This is a genomic window from Clavibacter sp. GW821-FHT01D01, from assembly GCF_059422605.1.
The window spans coordinates 173,634-193,049 of record NZ_JBWKXC010000002.1; the positions used below are offsets into that span (position 1 = coordinate 173,634).

Annotated in this window: 20 protein-coding genes and 4 tRNA genes; 20 read left to right on the forward strand and 4 right to left on the reverse strand. The window is 72.3% G+C overall.

All coding sequences use genetic code 11. The features are described from left to right. Positions 1 to 204 precede the first annotated feature (204 nt). Genes dhaK through dhaM form a run of 3 tightly spaced genes read left to right on the forward strand, consistent with a single transcriptional unit; the run spans position 205 to position 2,582 of the window. A complete protein-coding gene (dhaK, locus tag AC07VC_RS04515) occupies positions 205 to 1,206 on the forward strand; it encodes a dihydroxyacetone kinase subunit DhaK (protein ID WP_494676013.1) in 1,002 nt (333 codons plus the stop codon). A 3-nt stretch (positions 1,207 to 1,209) separates the two neighbouring features. Then, the gene (gene dhaL / locus AC07VC_RS04520; RefSeq protein ID WP_494676012.1) at positions 1,210 to 1,863 is read left to right on the forward strand and encodes a dihydroxyacetone kinase subunit DhaL; all 654 of its coding nucleotides are present in this window, start codon (positions 1,210 to 1,212) and stop codon (positions 1,861 to 1,863) included. Continuing rightward, a complete protein-coding gene (dhaM, locus tag AC07VC_RS04525) occupies positions 1,860 to 2,582 on the forward strand; it encodes a dihydroxyacetone kinase phosphoryl donor subunit DhaM (protein WP_494676011.1) in 723 nt (240 codons plus the stop codon). Before dhaL ends, dhaM begins: the two co-directional genes overlap by 4 nt. Before the next feature lie 33 nt (positions 2,583 to 2,615). Here dhaM and AC07VC_RS04530 read toward each other — a convergent pair whose 3' ends face one another. Further along, complete coding sequence (locus tag AC07VC_RS04530; RefSeq protein WP_494676010.1) at positions 2,616 to 3,032, reverse strand: YchJ family protein; 417 nt, start codon at positions 3,030 to 3,032, stop codon at positions 2,616 to 2,618. An 86-nt stretch (positions 3,033 to 3,118) separates the two neighbouring features. On the opposite strand from AC07VC_RS04530, the gene AC07VC_RS04535 reads away from it, so the two are divergent. After that, positions 3,119 to 3,634: a mycothiol transferase gene (locus AC07VC_RS04535; protein WP_317228683.1), complete on the forward strand. Its 516-nt coding sequence runs from the start codon at positions 3,119 to 3,121 to the stop codon at positions 3,632 to 3,634. 40 nt (positions 3,635 to 3,674) lie between these two features. On the opposite strand, the gene AC07VC_RS04540 is transcribed toward AC07VC_RS04535, so the two are convergent. After that, a complete protein-coding gene (locus AC07VC_RS04540; RefSeq protein WP_094116045.1) occupies positions 3,675 to 4,166 on the reverse strand; it encodes a glutathione peroxidase in 492 nt (163 codons plus the stop codon). 144 nt (positions 4,167 to 4,310) lie between these two features. Continuing rightward, a complete protein-coding gene (locus AC07VC_RS04545) occupies positions 4,311 to 6,071 on the reverse strand; it encodes a glycerol-3-phosphate dehydrogenase/oxidase (RefSeq protein ID WP_494676009.1) in 1,761 nt (586 codons plus the stop codon). 110 nt (positions 6,072 to 6,181) lie between these two features. Here AC07VC_RS04545 and AC07VC_RS04550 point away from each other — a divergent pair, with 110 nt between their 5' ends. Next, positions 6,182 to 7,141: a sugar-binding transcriptional regulator gene (locus tag AC07VC_RS04550; RefSeq protein ID WP_094116044.1), complete on the forward strand. Its 960-nt coding sequence runs from the start codon at positions 6,182 to 6,184 to the stop codon at positions 7,139 to 7,141. A 57-nt stretch (positions 7,142 to 7,198) separates the two neighbouring features. Here AC07VC_RS04550 and AC07VC_RS04555 read toward each other — a convergent pair. Next, positions 7,199 to 7,271: transfer RNA gene (locus tag AC07VC_RS04555), tRNA-Val, on the reverse strand. A 280-nt stretch (positions 7,272 to 7,551) separates the two neighbouring features. Here AC07VC_RS04555 and AC07VC_RS04560 point away from each other — a divergent pair. The 15 genes from AC07VC_RS04560 (at position 7,552) to AC07VC_RS04630 (ending at position 19,256) form a co-directional block, all read left to right on the forward strand. Next, positions 7,552 to 7,623, forward strand: a tRNA-Gly gene (locus AC07VC_RS04560). A 50-nt stretch (positions 7,624 to 7,673) separates the two neighbouring features. Next, positions 7,674 to 7,744, forward strand: a tRNA-Cys gene (locus tag AC07VC_RS04565). A gap of 13 nt (positions 7,745 to 7,757) precedes the next feature. Next, positions 7,758 to 7,832 (forward strand) — tRNA-Val (locus AC07VC_RS04570). A gap of 174 nt (positions 7,833 to 8,006) precedes the next feature. Beyond that, positions 8,007 to 10,067 carry a threonine--tRNA ligase gene (thrS, locus tag AC07VC_RS04575; protein WP_494676008.1) on the forward strand — a complete coding sequence of 687 codons (2,061 nt, stop codon included), beginning with the start codon at positions 8,007 to 8,009 and terminating at the stop codon, positions 10,065 to 10,067. Positions 10,068 to 10,069: 2 nt separating this feature from the next. Then, positions 10,070 to 10,654, forward strand: coding sequence for an HIT family protein (locus tag AC07VC_RS04580; RefSeq protein WP_317228711.1), 585 nt, complete (start codon positions 10,070 to 10,072; stop codon positions 10,652 to 10,654). A 13-nt stretch (positions 10,655 to 10,667) separates the two neighbouring features. Next, positions 10,668 to 11,570 carry a pyridoxal 5'-phosphate synthase lyase subunit PdxS gene (gene pdxS, locus AC07VC_RS04585; RefSeq protein ID WP_086513245.1) on the forward strand — a complete coding sequence of 301 codons (903 nt, stop codon included), beginning with the start codon at positions 10,668 to 10,670 and terminating at the stop codon, positions 11,568 to 11,570. Next, positions 11,560 to 12,189, forward strand: coding sequence for a pyridoxal 5'-phosphate synthase glutaminase subunit PdxT (gene pdxT, locus AC07VC_RS04590; protein ID WP_317228679.1), 630 nt, complete (start codon positions 11,560 to 11,562; stop codon positions 12,187 to 12,189). Before pdxS ends, pdxT begins: the two co-directional genes overlap by 11 nt. A 76-nt stretch (positions 12,190 to 12,265) precedes the next feature. Further along, on the forward strand, positions 12,266 to 13,030 hold the full coding sequence (locus AC07VC_RS04595) for a YebC/PmpR family DNA-binding transcriptional regulator (RefSeq protein WP_094116042.1): 765 nt from the start codon (positions 12,266 to 12,268) through the stop codon (positions 13,028 to 13,030). Between the two features lie 6 nt (positions 13,031 to 13,036). Then, positions 13,037 to 13,687: a crossover junction endodeoxyribonuclease RuvC gene (gene ruvC / locus AC07VC_RS04600; RefSeq protein ID WP_494676570.1), complete on the forward strand. Its 651-nt coding sequence runs from the start codon at positions 13,037 to 13,039 to the stop codon at positions 13,685 to 13,687. Positions 13,688 to 13,704: 17 nt separating this feature from the next. Next, the gene (gene ruvA / locus AC07VC_RS04605; RefSeq protein WP_317228678.1) at positions 13,705 to 14,343 is read left to right on the forward strand and encodes a Holliday junction branch migration protein RuvA; all 639 of its coding nucleotides are present in this window, start codon (positions 13,705 to 13,707) and stop codon (positions 14,341 to 14,343) included. Then, positions 14,340 to 15,440 carry a Holliday junction branch migration DNA helicase RuvB gene (ruvB, locus tag AC07VC_RS04610; protein ID WP_494676007.1) on the forward strand — a complete coding sequence of 367 codons (1,101 nt, stop codon included), beginning with the start codon at positions 14,340 to 14,342 and terminating at the stop codon, positions 15,438 to 15,440. The genes ruvA and ruvB overlap by 4 nt, the downstream gene beginning before the upstream one ends. 76 nt (positions 15,441 to 15,516) lie before the next feature. After that, positions 15,517 to 15,903, forward strand: coding sequence for a preprotein translocase subunit YajC (gene yajC, locus AC07VC_RS04615; protein WP_494676006.1), 387 nt, complete (start codon positions 15,517 to 15,519; stop codon positions 15,901 to 15,903). Positions 15,904 to 16,033: 130 nt separating this feature from the next. Then, positions 16,034 to 17,890: a protein translocase subunit SecD gene (gene secD / locus AC07VC_RS04620; RefSeq protein WP_494676005.1), complete on the forward strand. Its 1,857-nt coding sequence runs from the start codon at positions 16,034 to 16,036 to the stop codon at positions 17,888 to 17,890. Beyond that, on the forward strand, positions 17,890 to 18,900 hold the full coding sequence (gene secF, locus AC07VC_RS04625; RefSeq protein ID WP_494676004.1) for a protein translocase subunit SecF: 1,011 nt from the start codon (positions 17,890 to 17,892) through the stop codon (positions 18,898 to 18,900). The genes secD and secF overlap by 1 nt, the downstream gene beginning before the upstream one ends. After that, positions 18,897 to 19,256: a rhodanese-like domain-containing protein gene (locus AC07VC_RS04630; protein WP_494676003.1), complete on the forward strand. Its 360-nt coding sequence runs from the start codon at positions 18,897 to 18,899 to the stop codon at positions 19,254 to 19,256. Before secF ends, AC07VC_RS04630 begins: the two co-directional genes overlap by 4 nt. The last annotated feature ends 160 nt before the right edge of the window (positions 19,257 to 19,416 follow it).

The window sequence follows — 19,416 nt, forward strand, 5'->3', positions numbered from 1 at the left end:
GGGACGCCGCCGATCCTGCCGCTGCGCTCCGCGTGGCCATGCGGATCCCTGCCCCTGCGGGAGGGTCGGGCCGGGGCTGTCGGACAGCCCGCGCGCGGGCGTATGTTGGCGGGACACCCGAGTCGCCGCCGACCGAGTCCTGTCCTCGATCCGGCTCGGATGCGCGGCTGCCGTCCGCCGCCCGAGACCCGCGAGGAGCCGGCCGTGAAGAAGCTGATCAACGACCCCAGGGCGGTGGCCGAGGAGTCCGTCGCGGGCTTCGCCGCCGCCCACCCCGACCTCGTCGCCCTGAGCACGGAGCCGCTGTACGTCCGCCGCGCGGAGCCGACCCGACCGGGCCGCGTCGCGCTCGTCAGCGGAGGCGGCAGCGGTCACGAGCCGCTGCACGCCGGCTTCGTCGGGCACGGCATGCTCGACGCCGCCGTCCCCGGACCGGTCTTCACCAGCCCGACCCCCGATCCCGTCGTGGCCGCCACGCTCGCGGTCGACGCCGGAGCGGGCGTGCTGCACATCGTGAAGAACTACACGGGCGACGTCCTCAACTTCGAGACCGCGGCCGAGCTCGCCGAGGCGGAGGGCGTGCAGGTCCGGACGGTGGTGGTGGACGACGACGTCGCGGTCACCGACTCCCTCTACACGGCCGGTCGCCGTGGCGTCGCCGGCACCGTGCTCGTGGAGCGCCTCGCCGGCGCGGCCGCCGAGCGCGGGGACGACCTGGACGCGGTCGCCGCCGTCGCCGAGCGGGTGGTCCGGCAGGTGCGGACCATGGGCGTCGCTATCCGCGCCTGCACGGTCCCGCACGCCGGCGAGCCCAGCTTCGCGCTCGAGGACGACGAGATGGAGATCGGCATCGGGATCCACGGCGAGCCGGGGCGCGTGAAGCTCCCGCTCGAGCCCGTGGACGCGATCGTGGACCGCCTCCTCGACCCGGTCCTCGAGGACCTCGCCGCGCCCGCCGGGAGCAGCGTCCTGCTCCTCGTGAACGGGATGGGCGCCACACCCCTCTCCGAGCTCTACATCGCGTACCGCCGCGCCGCCGCCGTGCTGGAGGAGGCCGGCCTGACTGTCGTCCGCCGCCTCGTGGGAGACTTCGTCACGGCCCTCGACATGGAGGGCCTGTCCCTGACGGTGCTGCAGCTCGACGACGAGCTCATCGACCTGTGGGACTCGCCCGTGCAGACCGCCGCGCTGCGGTGGGGGAGGTAGCTGATGGCACTCGGGACCGGATGGGTCGTGGCCTGGACCGCGGAGGCCGCGCGCGTCGTGGCCGACCAGCGGGGTGAGCTCATCACCCTCGACCGCGAGATCGGCGACGGCGACCACGGCGAGAACCTGGATCGCGGCTTCAGCGCGGTCGCGGAGAAGCTCCCGGGCCTCGCCGTCGATGCCAGCCCGGCCGACGTCCTGAAGACCGTCGCGACCACGCTCATCTCCACGGTCGGGGGTGCGTCCGGCCCGCTGCTCGGCACGGCGTACCTCAAGGCCTCCGGCGCCGTCGCGGGACGCGTCGACCTCGACGCGGGGGCCGTCGCGGACCTGCTCGAGGCGGCGCTCGGTGGCATCGTGCTGCGGGGCAAGGCCGAGCGCGGCGACAAGACCATGGTGGACGCGTGGGGTCCCGCGGCCGAGGCCGCCCGGGCTGCCGCCGACGGCGGATCCGGGCCCGCCGAGGCCCTCGAGGCCGCGGCAGCCGCCGCCGCGCGCGGTGCGGAGTCGACCGAGCCCCTCGTCGCCCGCAAGGGACGCGCCTCGTACCTGGGCGAGAGGGCCGTCGGCCACCGCGATCCGGGTGCGCAGTCCTCCGCGCTGATCCTCCGGGCCGCGGCCGATGCCGCCCGCGACGGCGACGGGTCCGCATCGTGACCGTCGGACTCGTCCTCGTGTCCCACAGCGCGCTCATCGCGCGCGGCCTGGTCGACCTCGCACGGCAGATGGCGCCGACCGTGGCCCTCGTGCCGGCCGGCGGATCGGGGGACGGCACGCTCGCCGACGCCGGCATCGGGACCAGCTTCGACGTGGTGACCGCGGCGCTGGCCGAGGCGGAGGGCGGCGACGGCGTCGTCGTCCTCGCCGACCTCGGCTCCGCGTACCTCACGGCCGAGACCGCCGTGGAGCTGCTCGACGAGGACGCCGCGGCGCGCGTGGTCGTCGTGCGGGCCCCGCTGGTGGAGGGCGCCGTCGCCGCGGCCGTGGCCGCCCAGACCGGGGGCTCGCTCGAGGAGGTCGTGGCTGCGGCCGCCTCCGCCGCGGGCGCCGACCCCGCGCAGGACCCGGATGCCGGGCTCGCCCCGGATCACGGGGACGGCGGCGACGCCACGACCGCGGGCACGGTCCGCGGCGAGGCGGTCCTCGTCAACCGCGACGGGCTGCACGCCCGGCCAGCGGCCGACTTCGTGACACGCGCATCCGGGTTCTCCTCCGCCGTCACCGTCAACGGCCAGAACGCGGCCTCGCTGCTCGGCGTCATGGCCCTCGGGCTCACGCGGGGCGCCCATGTCGTCATCGAGGCGACGGGCGACGACGCCGAGGAGGCCGTCACCGCGCTCGTGGAGCTCATCTCGTCGGGATTCGGGGAGGCGTGAGCACCCGGCTCCGGTCCTCCTGACGCTCCGCTGTCAGCTCCCGTCGAGGTAGACCCAGCCGCCCGCGTGCCGGACGAAGCGGCTCGCCTCCCTCTGGCTGCCCCGCTCGCCGTCGGCGCGGAAGGCCGCCGTGAACTCCACGACCCCCGTCGCGTCGTCGGGTCCGCCCAGCGAGGTGCGGTGGATCGTGAGGCGGTACCACCGGAGGGACCGGTCGAGATCGAGGTCCTCCGGTCGGGTCGAGGGGTGCCAGCTCCGCGCGAGGTACGCCGCGTCGCCGAGCGCGTACGCCGAGAACCGCGACCGCATCAGCCGCTCGGCCGTCGGTGCCCGCGTCGTCCCGCGGTGCAGCGGACCGCAGCAGGCCCCGTACGGGTCCCCGGCGGTGCACGGGCACCAGGCGTCGTCGTCCGGGATCGCCCACGGGGCGGCAGGGGAGAGGCGCGTCATGCCCCGAGCCTCCCACGGCGACCGGGAGCAGGATGGAGGGGCGCTGTCGGATCCGCCGGACGCGCAGCCCGATCCGAGGAGACCCCATGACCCCCGCCACCGACCTGCTCGTGGACGCCTACGGGCGGATCGCCGACCTCGTGCGCGACGCGGTCGAGGGGCTCGACGCCGAGGACCTCGCGTTCCGTCCGGACCCCGAGGCGAACACCGTGGGCTGGCTCGTCTGGCACCTCGCCCGGGTGCAGGACGCCCAGGTCGCGGACGTGGCCGGGACGGCGCAGACATGGACCGCGGACGGGTGGGCGGATCGATTCGCCCTCCCGTTCGCCGAGTCGGCCACGGGCTACGGGCAGACGCCGGATGACGTCGCGGCGCTGTCCGGGATCACCGCCGACCTCCTCCTCGGCTACCTCGAGGCCGTGCAGTCGGCGACGCTGGCGTACCTCGCCGGACTCGACGACCCGGAGCTCGGCCGCGTCGTCGACGAGGCGTGGACGCCGCCGGTCACGCTGGGCGCCCGGCTGGTCAGCGTGCTCTCGGACGACCTGCAGCACGCGGGGCAGGCGTCGTACCTGGCCGGACTGATCGCCCGACGCCGCTGACGCGGACGAGCGGGAGAGCCGCTCCGGACCGGAGTCGGCGTCAGGCCGGCAGCTCGGCCTCGATGAGCGCGACGATCTCCGGCGCGTCCGGCTCGACGGTCGGGCGGAAGCGGTGCACCGCGCCCGAGGGCGTCACGACGAACTTCTCGAAGTTCCACTTCACGCGACCGGCCTTGCCGTCCGCGTCCGGCGTCTTCGTGAGCTCGGCGTACACGGGGTGGGCGGATCGGCCGTTGACCTTCGCCTTCTCCATCATCGGGAAGGTCACGCCCCACGTCGTGGAGCAGTACTCGTCGATGGCCTCGGCGGATCCGAGCTCCTGGAGGAACTGGTTGCTGGGGAAGCCGATGACGGTGAAGCCGCGCTCCCCGTACTTCCGCTGCAGCTGCTCGAGCTTCTCGTACTGGGGCGCGAGGCCGCAGCGCGAGGCGACGTTGACGACGAGCACGACCTTGTCGGCGTAGGCGCCGAACGTGGTGCTCTCGCCCTGGAGCGTGGTGAGGGGGATCTCGTCGAGCCGGGGATGGGTCATGGGCCGAAGGTAGCCCCGTCCCCTGACAGCCTCCGCCGACGTCCGGCGACGGTACGCCGAGGCACATGGCGGGCACCGACGACGGGAGGCCGGCCGCCAGATGGCGACCGGCCTCCGGTGCGGACGGATCCGCGAGCGACGACGCTAGTTCGCGAACTCCGTGACGGTGGCGTCGGCGGCGACCTTCGTCGCGCCGACGTCGACCCCGTGGTACGTCCGCAGCACGTCCACCGTGTCCTGGATCTCGGCGTCGCGCTCGCCGGCGCTCCAGCCGAGCGCCTCCTGCAGGACGTCCGCGATCTCCGCGAGCATCTCGTGGGTCACCCCGCCGACGAAGGCGAGGTTGGTGCGCCGGAGCACGACGTCGGACAGGTGCACGGCGTCCTCGTGCGTCGCGAAGTACGCGATCTCGGCCCGCGTGAGGTGGGGGTCGGTCGACAGCGGCGTGGAGGGCTGGCCCGCCAGGACGTCGATGACGCTGGTGGCGCGCGTCCCGTAGCGGTTCAGGAGGCGGTCGACCTGCTCGGTGCCGATCCCCTCGGCGCGTGCCGCCTGCGTGGCGATCCAGCGCGCACGTGCCGTGCTGGAGGACGGGAAGTCCTTGCCGCCGCCGATGGCCATGCCGGTCGTGTCGACCGAGCGCTCGACGCCGAGGCGCGTGGTGGCCTCGGTGGAGAGGTGCGCGGACAGGGCGCGGAACGTCGTCCACTTGCCGCCGACGAGGCTCAGCACCTTCGTGTCGGGCAGGCCGGCGATCTCGGTCTCGACGATCCGGTAGTCGCGCGACACGAAGCCGGGCGCGGTGTCCTCGTGACGCGGCAGCGGGCGGATCCCCGAGTAGCGGTACACGATGTGGTCGCGGTTCAGCTCGATCTGCGGGAAGACGTGCTTGACGAGGTCGAAGAAGTAGTCGACCTCCTCCTCGGTGCAGACGGCCGGCTCGCGGGGGTCCGCGTCGATGTCGGTGGTGCCGATGAGCACGCGGCCCTTGAGCGGGTAGATGAGGACGATGCGCCCGTCGTTGTTCTCGAAGAAGATCTCGCGGCCCTTGGTGGCCTCGAGGAGCTCGGCGTTGTCGACGACGATGTGGGAGCCCTTCGTGCCGCCCATGAACCTCGTGTCGCCGCCCATCGCGCCGTTGGTGAGGTCGGTCCAGGGGCCCGAGGCGTTGACCACCACGTCCGCCCTCACGACGAACTCGGTGCCGGAGATCACGTCGCGGAGCGTGACGCCGCCCTCGGCGACGCCGACGGCCTCGAGGTAGTTGGCGCTGCGGGCGTGCTCGCCCGCGGCCAGGCCGTCCTTGAGCACGTCGAGCGCCAGGCGCTCGGGCTCGTGCACGGACGCGTCGTAGTAGGTGCCGGTGAACTTGACGTCCCTGTTGAGGGCCGGCATGTCCTCGCGGGCGGCCTTGCCGACGCGGAAGCGGTGGCGCGGCACGGAGCCGCCGTCGCGGGAGAAGGAGTCGTACAGCGTCATGCCGACGCTGATGAGGAGGGCGCCGCGCTCCTTGGTGGAGCGCTGCTTGTGCGTGAGCATGCGCAGCGGCGCGTTGAGGATGCCGGAGAACGTCGAGAAGATCGGCATGGTCGTCTGCAGCGGCTTGACGTAGTGGGGCGCGATGCGGATCAGGCCGTTGCGCTCCTCGACCGACTCGCGGACGAGGCGGAACTCGCCGTTCTCGAGGTAGCGGATGCCGCCGTGGATCATGTGCGAGCTGGCCGCCGACGCGCCGGAGCCGTAGTCGGCGCGCTCGACGAGGACGACGTCGACGCCCTGCAGCGCGAGGTCGCGGAACGTCGCGATGCCGTTGATGCCGCCGCCGATGACGAGCACCTGCGCGCTCGGGCGGTCGTGGATGCGGGCGACGTTGTCCCGCAGGTCGGTCTTCTTCGACGTGGTCACGAGGAGCTTCTTCCTGGTCGGTGCGTGGGTGGTGCGCGTTGTGATGCCTCCATCCTCCTCCCGCGAACGGATCACGCGAAGCCCGTGCACGGATGTGCAAGCATGTCGTCATGGTCGACGGGATCGCGCACGAGCGCACGCAGGACGCTCTCCGCGCCGCGCACCTCTACTACATGCAGGACCTGACCATGGAGGCCATCGCCCGGGAGCTCGGCACCAGCCGCTCGTCGGTGTCGCGGCTCCTGTCCTTCGCCCGGGAGACCGGGCTCGTGGACATCCAGATCCGCTCGCCGCTCGACCTCGCCACCGTGCTGGGGGAGCAGCTGCACGACCGGTTCGGCGTCGTCGCGCACGTGGTGCCCGTCCCGGACCAGACGAGCGACGTGGACCGCGTCGACCGGGTGGCGCTCTCGGCTGCACGGATGCTCACGCAGTACGTCGACTCCAACATGGTCGTCGGGGTCGCGTGGGGCTCCACCGTGAGCGCGGTGAGCCGCTACCTCGTGCCGAAGCCGACCCACAACACGCTGGTGGTCCAGCTCAACGGGGCCGGCAACGTCCGGACGACCGGGATCATGTACGCCAGCGAGATCCTCCGGCGCTTCGGGCACGCCTACGGCGCGACCGTGCAGCAGTTCCCGGTGCCCGCCTTCTTCGACGACCCCGCCACCAAGCAGGCGCTGTGGCGCGAGCGGAGCACCCAGCGCGTCCTGGAGCTCCAGGAGCGCATGGACATGGTGCTGTTCGGGGTGGGCTCCCCGGTGGCCCTCGTCCCCAGCCACGTCTACTCGGGCGGCTACCTGGAGCGCTCGGACCAGCGGGCCCTCGACGCGGACGGCGTCGTGGGAGACGTGTCCACCGTGTTCTTCCGCGAGGACGGCTCGTCCGCCGACATCGCCATCAACGCCCGCGCCAGCGGTCCCGATCTCGCGACCATCCGCCGTGCGCCCCGTCGCGTCTGCGTGGTCGCCGGCGCCTCCAAGGCGCGGAGCGTGCGCGGAGCCCTGGCGGCCGGCCTCGTGACGGACATCGTGCTCGACGAGGGCACGGCCAGGGAGCTGCTGCGCTGAGCGCATCCGGTGCGTGATCGGCGGACGCCGACGCGGGGCCGATGAGGAGGTGTTCGGTGGGCGATACCGGACTCGAACCGATGACCTCTTCCGTGTGAAGGAAGCGCGCTACCAACTGCGCCAATCGCCCGTGCTCGCACCGCGGACGGTGCGGATCCATGATGCCATACCGCGAGGGCCGTCGCGGTCACGCCCTCCCGGAGGGGCGCACGCAGGTGCGTCGAGCGCGCGACACGCCCGACCCGCCTCCGGGGTCCGCAGTCGGGGATCCGCGTGAACACGGGGCGTCGGGCCCGTGGACGGGCGTCGACGCGACCTCGGGCGGCGCTCGTTTTGCACCCGCGTCACGACATCGGCTAGAGTCATCGAGCACGCAGGGTTGCCGGGAAGCCGGGAGCAGCGAGCGAAATGCGGATGTGGCGCAGTGGTAGCGCATCACCTTGCCAAGGTGAGGGTCGCGAGTTCGAATCTCGTCATCCGCTCGAACAGGGGCCCCGAAGGGGGTCCCTTTCACAAGGTGGGAACCACCGGTGGTGGGGTGGCCGAGAGGCGAGGCAGCGGCCTGCAAAGCCGTCCACGCGGGTTCAAATCCCGTCCCCACCTCGAGCAAGTGCATGAGCGATTGGCGCAGCGGTAGCGCGCTTCCCTGACACGGAAGAGGTCGCTGGTTCGATCCCAGTATCGCTCACCAACGGAAGGCCCCGGGAGACCGGGGCCTTCTTGCATCGTCGGCCGCCTCCTGGCCGCGGTCTCGTCGCTCGCGACGTCCTGGGCGCGCGCCGCGTGCGCCGTCGCCCCGCGAGGAGCTGGACGTGCGCGCCGGTAGTCTGAGGCCGTTCCCTCCCCGTCCCGCAAGGAGCCCGCAGTGGTAGACGCCGCCCAGCCCGAGATCCACGACGAGGCCGCGCCCGCGGAGACGCGCGAGGCGCCGTCGTCCGTCACGGCGAGCGAGGCCGGCACCGGCTTCACGCTGTTCTCCGACCGCGCGGTCGTCGCCATGCGCGTCGGCGGGGAGCTGAGGGACCTGGCCGCGGAGGTCGTCCCCGGTGACGTCGTCGAGCCGGTCCGCATCGACTCGCCCGACGGGCTCGCCATCCTCCGCCACAGCGCCGCGCACGTCATGGCGCAGGCCGTGCAGCAGATCCACCCGGCGGCCAAGCTCGGCATCGGCCCGCCCGTCACGGACGGCTTCTACTTCGACTTCGACGTGGACGCCCCCTTCACGCCGGAGGACCTGAAGGCGATCTCCAAGGGCATGGAGCGGATCATCCGGCAGGGTCAGCGCTTCACGCGTCGCGTGGTCTCCGAGGAGGAGGCGCGCGAGCTCATGGCCGACGAGCCCTTCAAGCTCGAGCTCATCGGCCTCAAGGGCGGCTCGAGCGAGGAGCTCGGCGAGGACGGCGAGTCGGTCGAGGTCGGCGGCGCTGAGCTGACGGTGTACGAGAACGTCGACGGCAAGACCGGCGAGGTCCTCTGGCGCGACCTCTGCCGCGGTCCGCACCTGCCGAGCACGCGCATGGTCGGCAACGGCTGGGCCCTGTCGCGCGTCGCGGCCGCCTACTGGCGCGGCTCCGAGAAGAACCCGCAGCTGCAGCGCATCTACGGCACCGCCTGGCCCACCAAGGACGAGCTCCGCGCCTACCAGGGCCGCATGGAGGAGGCGCTCAAGCGCGACCACCGCCGCCTCGGCGCCGAGCTCGACCTCTTCTCGTTCCCGGACGAGATCGGCTCCGGCCTCGCCGTCTTCCACCCGAAGGGCGGCATCATCCGCCGCGAGATGGAGGACTACTCCCGCCGGCGCCACGAGGACGCCGGCTACGAGTTCGTCTACTCGCCGCACATCACCAAGTCGAACCTGTTCGAGACCAGCGGGCACCTCGACTTCTACAAGGACGGCATGTTCCCCGCGATGCACCTCGACGAGGCGCGGAACGACGAGGGCGAGATCACGCGCCAGGGCGCGGACTACTACCTCAAGCCCATGAACTGCCCCATGCACGTGCTCATCTACCGGTCGCGCCAGCGCTCCTACCGGGAGCTGCCGCTCCGGCTGTTCGAGTTCGGCACCGTGTACCGCAACGAGAAGTCGGGCGTGATCCACGGGCTCACCCGCGTCCGCGGCATGACGCAGGACGACGCCCACATCTTCACGACCCGCGAGCGCATGGCCGACGAGCTGAAGGCCACGCTCGGCTTCGTGCTGTCGCTCTTGCGCGACTACGGCCTCGACGACTTCTACCTGGAGCTGTCCACGAAGGACCCGCAGAAGTTCGTCGGGTCCGACGAGGTCTGGGAGGAGGCGACGGAGACGCTCCGCCAGGTGGCGGTCGAGACGGGCCTCGAGCTCGTGCCGGATCCCGCGGGCGCCGCGTTCTACGGCCCCAAGATCTCCGTGCAGGCGCGCGACGCCATCGGCCGCACGTGGCAGATGTCCACCATCCAGCTCGACTTCAACCTCCCGGAGCGCTTCGGCCTCGAGTACACGGCGAACGACGGGACGCGGAAGCAGCCCGTGATGATCCACCGTGCGCTCTTCGGCTCGATCGAGCGGTTCTTCGGCGTGCTCACCGAGCACTACGCCGGCGCGTTCCCGGTGTGGCTGTCGCCGGTCCAGGTCGTCGGCATCCCCGTCGCCGAGGACTACGAGGAGTACCTCGGCGGCGTCCTCGACCTGCTCCGCGCTGAGGGGGTGCGCGTCCAGCTGGACACCTCCGACGACCGGATGCCGAAGAAGATCCGCACCCACACCAAGGCGCGCGTGCCGTACCAGCTCATCGCGGGCGAGGACGACCGGGCGGCCGGGTCCGTGAGCTTCCGGTTCCGCGACGGCACGCAGGTGAACGGCGTCCCGGTGGCGGAGGCCGTCGAGAGGATCACCGGCGCCATCGCCCGTCGCGAGCAGGTGGTGACCGCGTGGCCCGTCTGACGCTGTCGGACCACGAGCCCGGGGGAGACGAGGAGCAGGGCGCCCCGCGGGTCGACGAGCCGGGCCACCTGACAGGCGTCCCGGACGAGTTCCAGCGGCTGTGGACGCCGCACCGGATGGTCTACATCCAGAACGGCCAGCAGCCGGACCGCGACGAGTGCCCGTTCTGCATCGCGCCGTCGATGTCGGACGAGGACGCGCTCATCGTGGCGCGGGGGGAGCACGCCTACGTGCTCCTCAACCTCTTCCCCTACAACAGCGGGCACCTGCTCGTCTGCCCGTACCGCCACATCGCGACCTACGACCTCGCGAGCCCGGAGGAGGTCGCCGAGATCGGCTCCCTCACGCAGACCGCCATGCGCGTCGTCCGCGAGGTATCCCGGAACGACGGCTACAACATCGGCATGAACCAGGGGCAGGTGGCGGGCGCCGGCATCGCCGAGCACCTCCACCAGCACATCGTGCCCCGGTGGGGGCAGGACGCGAACTTCCTGCCGATCATCGCGAAGACCAAGGCGCTGCCGCAGCTGCTGGGCGACGTCCGTGCATCCATCGCAGCAGCCTGGCCCGCCGCGGCGGGCGAATAGGATAGGGACCACAATGACTGACACCAACACCCCCGGACAGGTCGGCTCGAGCCGCGTCAAGCGCGGACTCGCGGAGATGCTCAAGGGCGGCGTCATCATGGACGTCGTCAACGCCGAGCAGGCGCGCATCGCGGAGGACGCGGGAGCGGTCGCCGTCATGGCGCTCGAGCGCGTGCCCGCGGACATCCGCTCCCAAGGCGGCGTCGCCCGCATGAGCGACCCCGACCTCATCGACCAGATCAAGGCCGAGGTCTCCATCCCGGTCATGGCCAAGGCCCGCATCGGCCACTTCGTCGAGGCGCAGGTGCTGCAGTCCCTCGAGGTCGACTACATCGACGAGTCCGAGGTGCTGAGCCCGGCCGACTACGTGAACCACATCGACAAGTGGGGCTTCACCGTCCCCTTCGTCTGCGGTGCCACCACGCTCGGCGAGGCGCTCCGCCGCATCACCGAGGGCGCGGCGATGATCCGCTCCAAGGGCGAGGCCGGCACGGGCGACGTGTCCGAGGCCACCAAGCACATCCGCACCATCAAGTCCGAGATCCGCGCGCTCAGCGCCCTCACGCACGACGAGATCTACGTCGCGGCGAAGGAGCTGCAGGCGCCGTACGACCTGGTGCTCGAGGTCGCGACCACGGGGCAGCTGCCGGTCGTGCTCTTCACCGCGGGCGGCGTGGCCACCCCGGCGGACGCGGCGATGATGATGCAGCTGGGCGCCGACGGCGTGTTCGTCGGATCCGGCATCTTCAAGTCGGGCAACCCGGTGGCGCGCGCGAAGGCCGTCGTCACGGCGACCGCCCTGTTCAACGACCCCGACGCCATCGCCGAGGCATCGCGCGGGCTGGGCGAGGCCATGGTCGGGATCAACGTCGCCGACGTCCCCGCGCCGCACCGCCTCGCCGAGCGTGGCTGGTAGCAGCGCGGCTCCGCACGGCGACGGCCCCGTCGTGGGCGTCCTCGCGCTGCAGGGGGACGTCCGCGAGCACGTCCAGGTGCTCGAGGGATTCGGGGCCCGCACGCGGCTCGTGCGCCAGCCGAAGGACCTGCCGGGAATCTCCGGCCTCGTGATCCCGGGCGGTGAGTCCACGGTGATGGACAAGCTGTCGCGGCAGTTCGGCGTGGCCGAGCCCCTCCGTGCCGCCATCGACGACGGGCTGCCGGTGTACGGCACGTGCGCCGGCCTCATCATGCTCGCCGACGAGATCGTGGACGCCATCCACGACCAGCGGAGCATCGGCGGTCTCGACGTGTCCGTGCGGCGGAACGCCTTCGGATCGCAGACGTCGTCGTTCGAGGTGGACCTCGACGTCCCCGAGCTCGGCGAACCGCCCGTGCACGCGGTGTTCATCCGCGCCCCGGTCGTCGACTCGGTGGGCCCGTCGGCGCGTGCGCTCGGGACCCTCGACGACGGACGCGTGGTCGCCGTGCGCCAGGGAGCGCTCCTCGGCACGTCGTTCCACCCGGAGGTCACGGGCGACCTCCGCTTCCACCGCCTCTTCCTCGACATGGTCGAGGACGCGGGGCGCACCCTCTGACTCCCGGCTCCCTCGGCGGGAGGGCCCCATGGTCCATCATTGACAGCGAGCAGACGCCGCGTAAGGAGAACCACCCGTGTCCGGACATTCCAAGTGGGCGACCACGAAGCACAAGAAGGCGATCATCGACTCGCGGCGGGCCAAGTCGTTCGCGAAGCTGATCAAGAACATCGAGGTCGCGGCCAAGATCGGCGGCGCCGACATGTCGGGCAACCCGACCCTCGTCGACGCGGTGCAGAAGGCCAAGAAGACCAGCGTCCCGAACGACAACATCGACCGCGCGGTCAAGCGCGGGGCCGGCCTGCTCGGCGAGGTCGTCGACTACCAGACGATCATGTACGAGGGGTACGCCGCCAACGGCGTCGCCATGCTCGTCGAGTGCCTCACGGACAACAAGAACCGCGCGGCCGCGGAGGTCCGCACGGCGATGAGCCGCAACGGCGGCACCATGGCCGACCCGGGCAGCGTCGCCTACAACTTCCACCGCAAGGGCGTCCTCGCGGTGCCGCACGCGGAGACCCCCACCGAGGACGACGTCCTGGCGGCCGTCCTCGACGCGGGCGCCGAGGACGTCACCGACCACGGTGAGGTCTTCGAGATCCAGTGCGAGCCCTCGGACATGGTCGCCGTGCGCCAGGCGCTCCAGGCGGCGGGCATCGACTACGACTCCGCCGACGTCGAGTTCGTGCCGCAGGTCAAGGTCGAGGTCGACCTGGAGACGGCGCGCAAGGTCAACAAGCTCGTCGACGCCATGGAGGACCTGGACGACGTGCAGAACATCTACATCAACAGCGACGTGCCCGCCGACGTGCAGGCGGCGCTCGACGACGACGAGGAGTAGGCCCCCATCGCCGCCGCGCGGGGGAGCGGAGCGGGCGGCCAGCCGCCCGTCCGGATCCTCGGGATCGACCCCGGCCTGACGCGGTGCGGCGTCGGCGTCGTGGACGTCTTCCCCGACCGCACCGCGCGCCTCGTCGACGTGCAGGTCGTGCGCACGAGCCCGACGTCGGAGCTCCACCACCGCCTCCTCGCGGTGGGCGACGGCATCGAGGAGCTGGTCGACCGGCACCGGCCGGCGGTCGTCGCCATCGAGCGCGTCTTCGCGCAGGACAACGTCTCCACCGTCATGGGGGTGGCGCAGATCACGGGCGTCGCCCTCGTGGGCGCCGCCCGTCGGGGTCTCGACGTCGCGATGCACACGCCGAGCGAGGTGAAGGCCGCCGTGACCGGCTACGGCCAGGCGGACAAGAGGCAGGTCGCGACGATGGTGGCGCGGATCCTCGGACTCGACGAGCTGCCGACCCCGGCGGATGCCTCGGACGCCCTCGCCCTCGCCATCTGCGCGGGGTGGCGCGCGGGGATGTCCCGGGCGGGCATCGCGGGCACCGCGGTGCCCGTGCCCCGCGCGGTGGCGCCGGGGGCGCCGCCGGCCGCCGGACCGACGGCCGCGCAGTCCGCCTGGCTCGCTGCCGAGCGTGCGCAGCGGGGTCGGCGCTAGCTCGTAGGGTTGGGGGCGTGATCTCCTCCCTCCGCGGCACCGTGCTGTCCGTGTCCGGTCAGACCCTCCTGCTGGAGGTGCAGGGCGTGGGCTACGGCGTCGCGGTGACGCCGCGGCACGCGCTCGAGCTGCGCCACGGATCCGAGGCCACCGTGCTCACTTCGCTGGTCGTGCGCGAGGACTCGCTCACCCTCTTCGGCTTCCCCGGCCCGGACGAGCTCCGCGCCTTCGAGCTGCTGTGCGGCGTCACCGGCGTCGGGCCGAAGTCCGCCCTCGCGGTCCTCGAGCACCTCGACCCGGAGGCGATGGCGCGGGCGGTCGCGGCGGAGGACGACGCGGCCTTCCGCCGGGTGTCCGGCATAGGCCCGAAGACGGCCAAGCTCATCGTCCTGCAGCTCGCCGGCAAGATCTTCGTGACGGCTCCGCGCGCGCGGCCGGTGCCGGACGCGGCAGCCACGGTCAGCGCCGACGTCGTCACGGCGCTCATCGGGCTCGGCTGGTCCGAGCGCGTCGCCCGCACGGCGGTCGACGACGCGGTCGTCGCGGCCCAGGACGCCGGCGCTCCCGCCGACATGCCCCGTCTCCTCCGCGTCGCGCTCGGCATGCTGGGCCCGCAGCAGCCGGCGGGCGCGCCCGGTCCGGGGGTCGAGCGGTGAGCGGCCTCGCGCACGGGGACGCCTCGAGCCCCGTCCCCGAGTCCGACGCGGAGCTCGCCTTCGAGGGGGCCCTGCGTCCGCGATCGCTGTCGGAGTTCGTCGGGCAGGTCAAGGTGCGCGGCCAGCTCGAGCTGCTGCTCACGGCGGCCGCCATGCAGAACCGCTCGCCCGACCACATCCTGCTCGCGGGACCGCCCGGGCTCGGCAAGACCACGCTCGCGATGATCGTCGCGGAGGAGAGCCGCCGGCCGCTGCGCCTCACGAGCGGGCCGGCCATCCAGCATGCGGGCGACCTCGCCGCCGTGCTGTCCGCGCTCGTGCCGGGCGAGATCCTCTTCGTCGACGAGATCCACCGCATGGCGCGCTCCGCCGAGGAGATGCTCTACCTGGCGATGGAGGACTTCCGCATCGACATCATGGTGGGCAAGGGGGCGGGCGCGACCTCCATCCCGCTGGAGCTGTCGCCGTTCACGCTGGTGGGCGCCACGACGCGCTCGGGAATGCTCCCGAGCCCGCTCCGCGACCGCTTCGGCTTCACGGCCCACCTGGAGTTCTACGAGACGCACGAGCTGGAGCAGGTCATCGAGCGGGCCGCGGGGATGCTCGGCCTCGAGATCGCGCATGCGGCCGTCGCCGAGATCGCCGGTCGCTGCCGGGGGACGCCGCGGATCGCCAACCGCCTGCTCCGGCGCGTGCGGGACTACGCCCTCGTGCACGGGACGGAGGCGGGCGTCGAGTCGGTGCGCGCCGCGCTCGACCTGTACGACGTGGATCCCCTCGGCCTCGACCGCCTCGACCGCGCCGTGATGCGCGGCATCCTCACGCGCTTCGGCGGCGGCCCGGTCGGGCTGAACACCCTCGCCGTGTCGGTGGGGGAGGAAGCGGAGACCATCGAGTCGGTCGTCGAGCCGTTCCTCGTGCGGATCGGCCTCGTCACGCGCACGCCGCGCGGACGGGTGGCGACCCCGGCGGCGTGGCGGCACTTCGGCCTCCCGGCGCCCGCCGCGCCGGGGGCGGCCGCGTCCCCCGCGCCGGGCACGGCCCCGGGAATGGGGGCTCGGAGTCCCCAGGAGCCCCTGTTCGGCGATGGCCTATGATTCAAGCTGGCCTCCCGCGGAACGTCGCCGGTTCGTCGTGTCCGTCACCCCTCAGCACCTGAAAGGCCCGTCCCGCATGGACCCGTTCACCCTGATCATGTTCGCCGTCCTGGCGCTGCTCATCTTCTTCATGTTCCGCAACAGCCGGAAGCGCCAGAAGGACCTCGCCGCCCTCCAGACCCAGATGGTCCCCGGAGCCGAGGTCATGACCGCGTCCGGCATCTACGGCACCCTCGTGTCCTTCGACGAGGAGAACAACCTCGCCTACCTCGAGGTCGCGCCCGGCACGGTGCTGAAGCTGCACCGCCAGACGATCGCCCGCGTGGTCGAGCCGACCGTCGCCGATGACGCCTCCGTCCTGGTGGACGACGCCCCGGCCACCGACGTCGTCGACGAGACGGGCACCACGGACGCGTCCGCCCGCCGCCTCGACGACGGCGACGCCCCCACCGGCCGCTCCTGATCCAGCGGACGGGCGGCCACCGGCCGTCCGTCCGATCCCGGGCGGCATGCCGCCCGGCCCTGCTCCCACCCTCCATCCGGGGCGCTCCGCGGATCCCGCCGGCCCACCGTGAAGAAAGTCGAGTGTCCAGGTGGCAAAGTCGCCCACACCCGTACGCAAGGCCCGGCGCAAGCTCGTCTGGCTGCTCGTCATCATCGGCCTGCTGGCTGGCGGCAACGCCGCGAGCGTCGCGTTCAGCAACGGGTCCTGGACCCCGAAGCTGGCGCTCGACCTCGAGGGCGGCACGCAGATCATCCTCGCGCCCCAGCTCGACGGGTCGTCCTCGGGACCGACCAGCGAGCAGCTCGCCCAGGCCGTCTCGATCATCCGCCAGCGCGTGGACGCGAGCGGCGTCTCCGAGGCCGAGATCACCACGCAGGGCGGCAGCAACATCGTCGTGAGCCTGCCGGGCGAACCCGACGCGGCGACCATGCAGCGCCTGCAGTCCTCGGCCAAGCTCGAGCTGCGTCCGGTGCTCGTCGGCGCAGCCGGCACCGCGTCGGTCGGCGCCACGCCGACCCCCACGGCCACCGACGGCTCGGCACCCGCCGACGGCACCACGCCGACGGCCGAGGGCGAGACGCCCGCAGCCGAGGGCGAGACGCCCGCTGCCGAAGGCGAGACCCCCGCGGCCGAGGAGACCCCGGACCCCTCGACCCTCTCCGACGAGCCCACCGCCGAGCCCACGGGTCCCAGCGACATCTCCTGGGTCACGCCCCGCCTGCAGGCGGAGTTCGCCGCGTACGACTGCGCGACCGCTCCGGAGAGCGACGGTCAGGCGGCTCCCGCCGACCGCGCGATCATCTCCTGCTCCGACGACGGGGCGGCGAAGTACGTGCTCGGCCCGGTCGAGGTCGACGGCAGCACCATCTCCGACGCCACGAGCGGCCTCCAGCAGTCCAGCCAGGGCGTCAGCACCGGCACCTGGTCCGTGAACCTGGTCTTCGACGGCGACGGCACGCAGCAGTTCGGCGACATGTCGACGCGCCTCATCACCCTCGAGTCGCCGCGGAACCAGTTCGCGTTCGTGCTCGACAACGAGGTCATCAGCGCCCCGGTCACCCAGGGCGTCGTCACGAACGGCAAGCCCTCCATCACGGGCAACTTCACGCAGGAGAGCGCCAAGGCGCTGGCCGACCAGCTAAAGTTCGGCGCCCTGCCGCTCAGCTTCACGCTGCAGAGCTCGGACGTCATCTCCGCGACCCTGGGGTCCTCGCAGCTCACCAGCGGCCTCATCGCCGGCCTCATCGGGCTCGTGCTCGTGGTGCTCTACTCGCTCGTCCAGTACCGGGCGCTCGGCATGGTCACGATCGCGTCGCTGGTGATCGCCGCGGTCATCACCTACCTGCTCATCACGCTGCTCAGCTGGCGGGAGGGGTACCGGCTCTCGCTCGCCGGGGTGGCGGGTCTCATCGTGGCCATCGGCATCACGGCGGACTCGTTCATCGTCTACTTCGAGCGCATCAAGGACGAGCTCCGCGACGGCCGCGGTCTCGTCTCCTCCGTCGAGCAGGGCTGGAAGCGCGCCCTCCGGACCATCATCGCGTCGGACACGGTCAACTTCCTGGCCGCGGCCGTGCTGTTCGTGCTCGCGGTGGGCAACGTCAAGGGCTTCGCGCTCACCCTCGGGCTGACGACGATCATCGACCTCATCGTGGTGTCGCTGTTCACGCACCCGATCCTGCAGCTGCTCGCCAACCGGCGGTTCTTCGCCGAGGGCCACCGCATGAGCGGGCTGGACCCGCGCGCCCTCGGCGCCGTCTACCGGGGCCGGGCCACGTTCCGCACCCCGACCGCCGCCAGCGGACGGGGCGCCGCCGCCGCCAAGGAGGCGGCCCGCCGGCAGACCATCGCCGAGCGCAAGGCCGCCCAGGGCTCGGCGCCCGCATCCACGAAGACCGCGACCCTCGACGCGCCGCGGGCCGACGACACGAGCAGGGACGACTGATGGCTGGCTTCTCCGAGTTCGGCAACGACCTCTACACGGGCAAGCGCTCGTTCGACATCGTCGGACGCCGCCGCCTCTGGTACGGCATCGCCGCCGTCTGCATCCTCATCTCCATCCTCGGGCCCCTGGTCCGCGGCGGGTTCACGTTCGGCATCGAGTTCACGGGCGGCTCCGAGTACACGGTGAGCGGTGTGCAGTCGCAGTCCCAGGACACGGCCAGCGACGCCGTGGCCACGGTCACGTCGGTCCCCGCGCGCGTCTCCGCGGTCGGCGCCGACGCGGTGCGCGTCCAGACGGACCAGCTGGAGCCCGCCGACAGCACCGCGGTCCGCCAGGCGCTCGCGACCGCCTACGGCGTGGAGACGTCGAGCGTCACCGAGTCCTTCATCGGGCCGTCGTGGGGCCAGGACATCACCCGGCAGGCGCTGTGGGGGCTCGTGGTGTTCCTCGCGCTGGCCGCCGTGGTCATGTCCGTCTACTTCCGCACGTGGAAGATGTCCGTCGCCGCCATCGTCGCGCTGCTGCACGACCTGGTCCTCACGGCCGGCATCTACGGGATCACGGGCTTCGAGGTCACGCCGGCCGCCGTCATCGGCTTCCTCACGATCCTCGGCTACTCCCTGTACGACACGGTCGTGGTGTTCGACAAGATCCGCGAGAACACCGCGGAGGACGGGCAGGAGTCCCGTCGGACCTTCGGGCAGTCGGTCAACCTCGCCGTCAACCAGACGCTGGTGCGGTCGATCAACACCTCGATCGTCGCCATCCTCCCGGTCGGGTCCATCCTGTTCATCGGGGCCGTGGTGCTCGGGGCCGGGACGCTCCGCGACATCGCGCTGTCGCTGTTCATCGGCATCATCGTGGGCACGTACTCGACGATCTTCATCGCCGCTCCGCTGTACGCGCACCTCCGCGAGGGCGAGCCGAGGGTGAAGCGCGGCGACGCGCTGGCGGCCACGGCCGCGAGCCGCGCCCAGGCCGAGCGCGCCGCCGTGACGGTGGAGTCGTGAGCAGCGCGCACGGAGCCGGCGTCCCGGAGGACCTCGATGCCGCGACCGCCAAGGCCCGGACCGCGACGGGCGACTCCTGGCTGCTCGACGTCCGGGAGCCCGACGAGTGGGAGGCCGGTCACTCGGCCGCGGCGCACCACATCCCCCTGGGCGACCTGCAGGCTCGGGTCGACGAGATCCCGACGGACGAGCACATCGTCGTCGTCTGCCGCTCCGGGCACCGCTCCTCCCTCGCGACGCAGGCCCTCCTGCGCGGTGGATACGCGGCCTCCAACATCACGGGCGGCATGCACGCCTGGTCGGAGATGGGCGGCGACGTCGTGACCGACGACGGCGCGCCCGGCCGCGTCGCCTGACCGGCCTCCCGCTGCGTCGGTCGTCGTCGACCGGCATGCGCCGTCCGTCGTGGTGACGTCCGGATCGCGGGTCGGCGCGACCGGGGTGCGCCGGCGGCCCGTGGTCGGGAGGCCGCGGACGCGGTGATAATTTGGTCTCCAGCACACGCCTGGGAGGTTG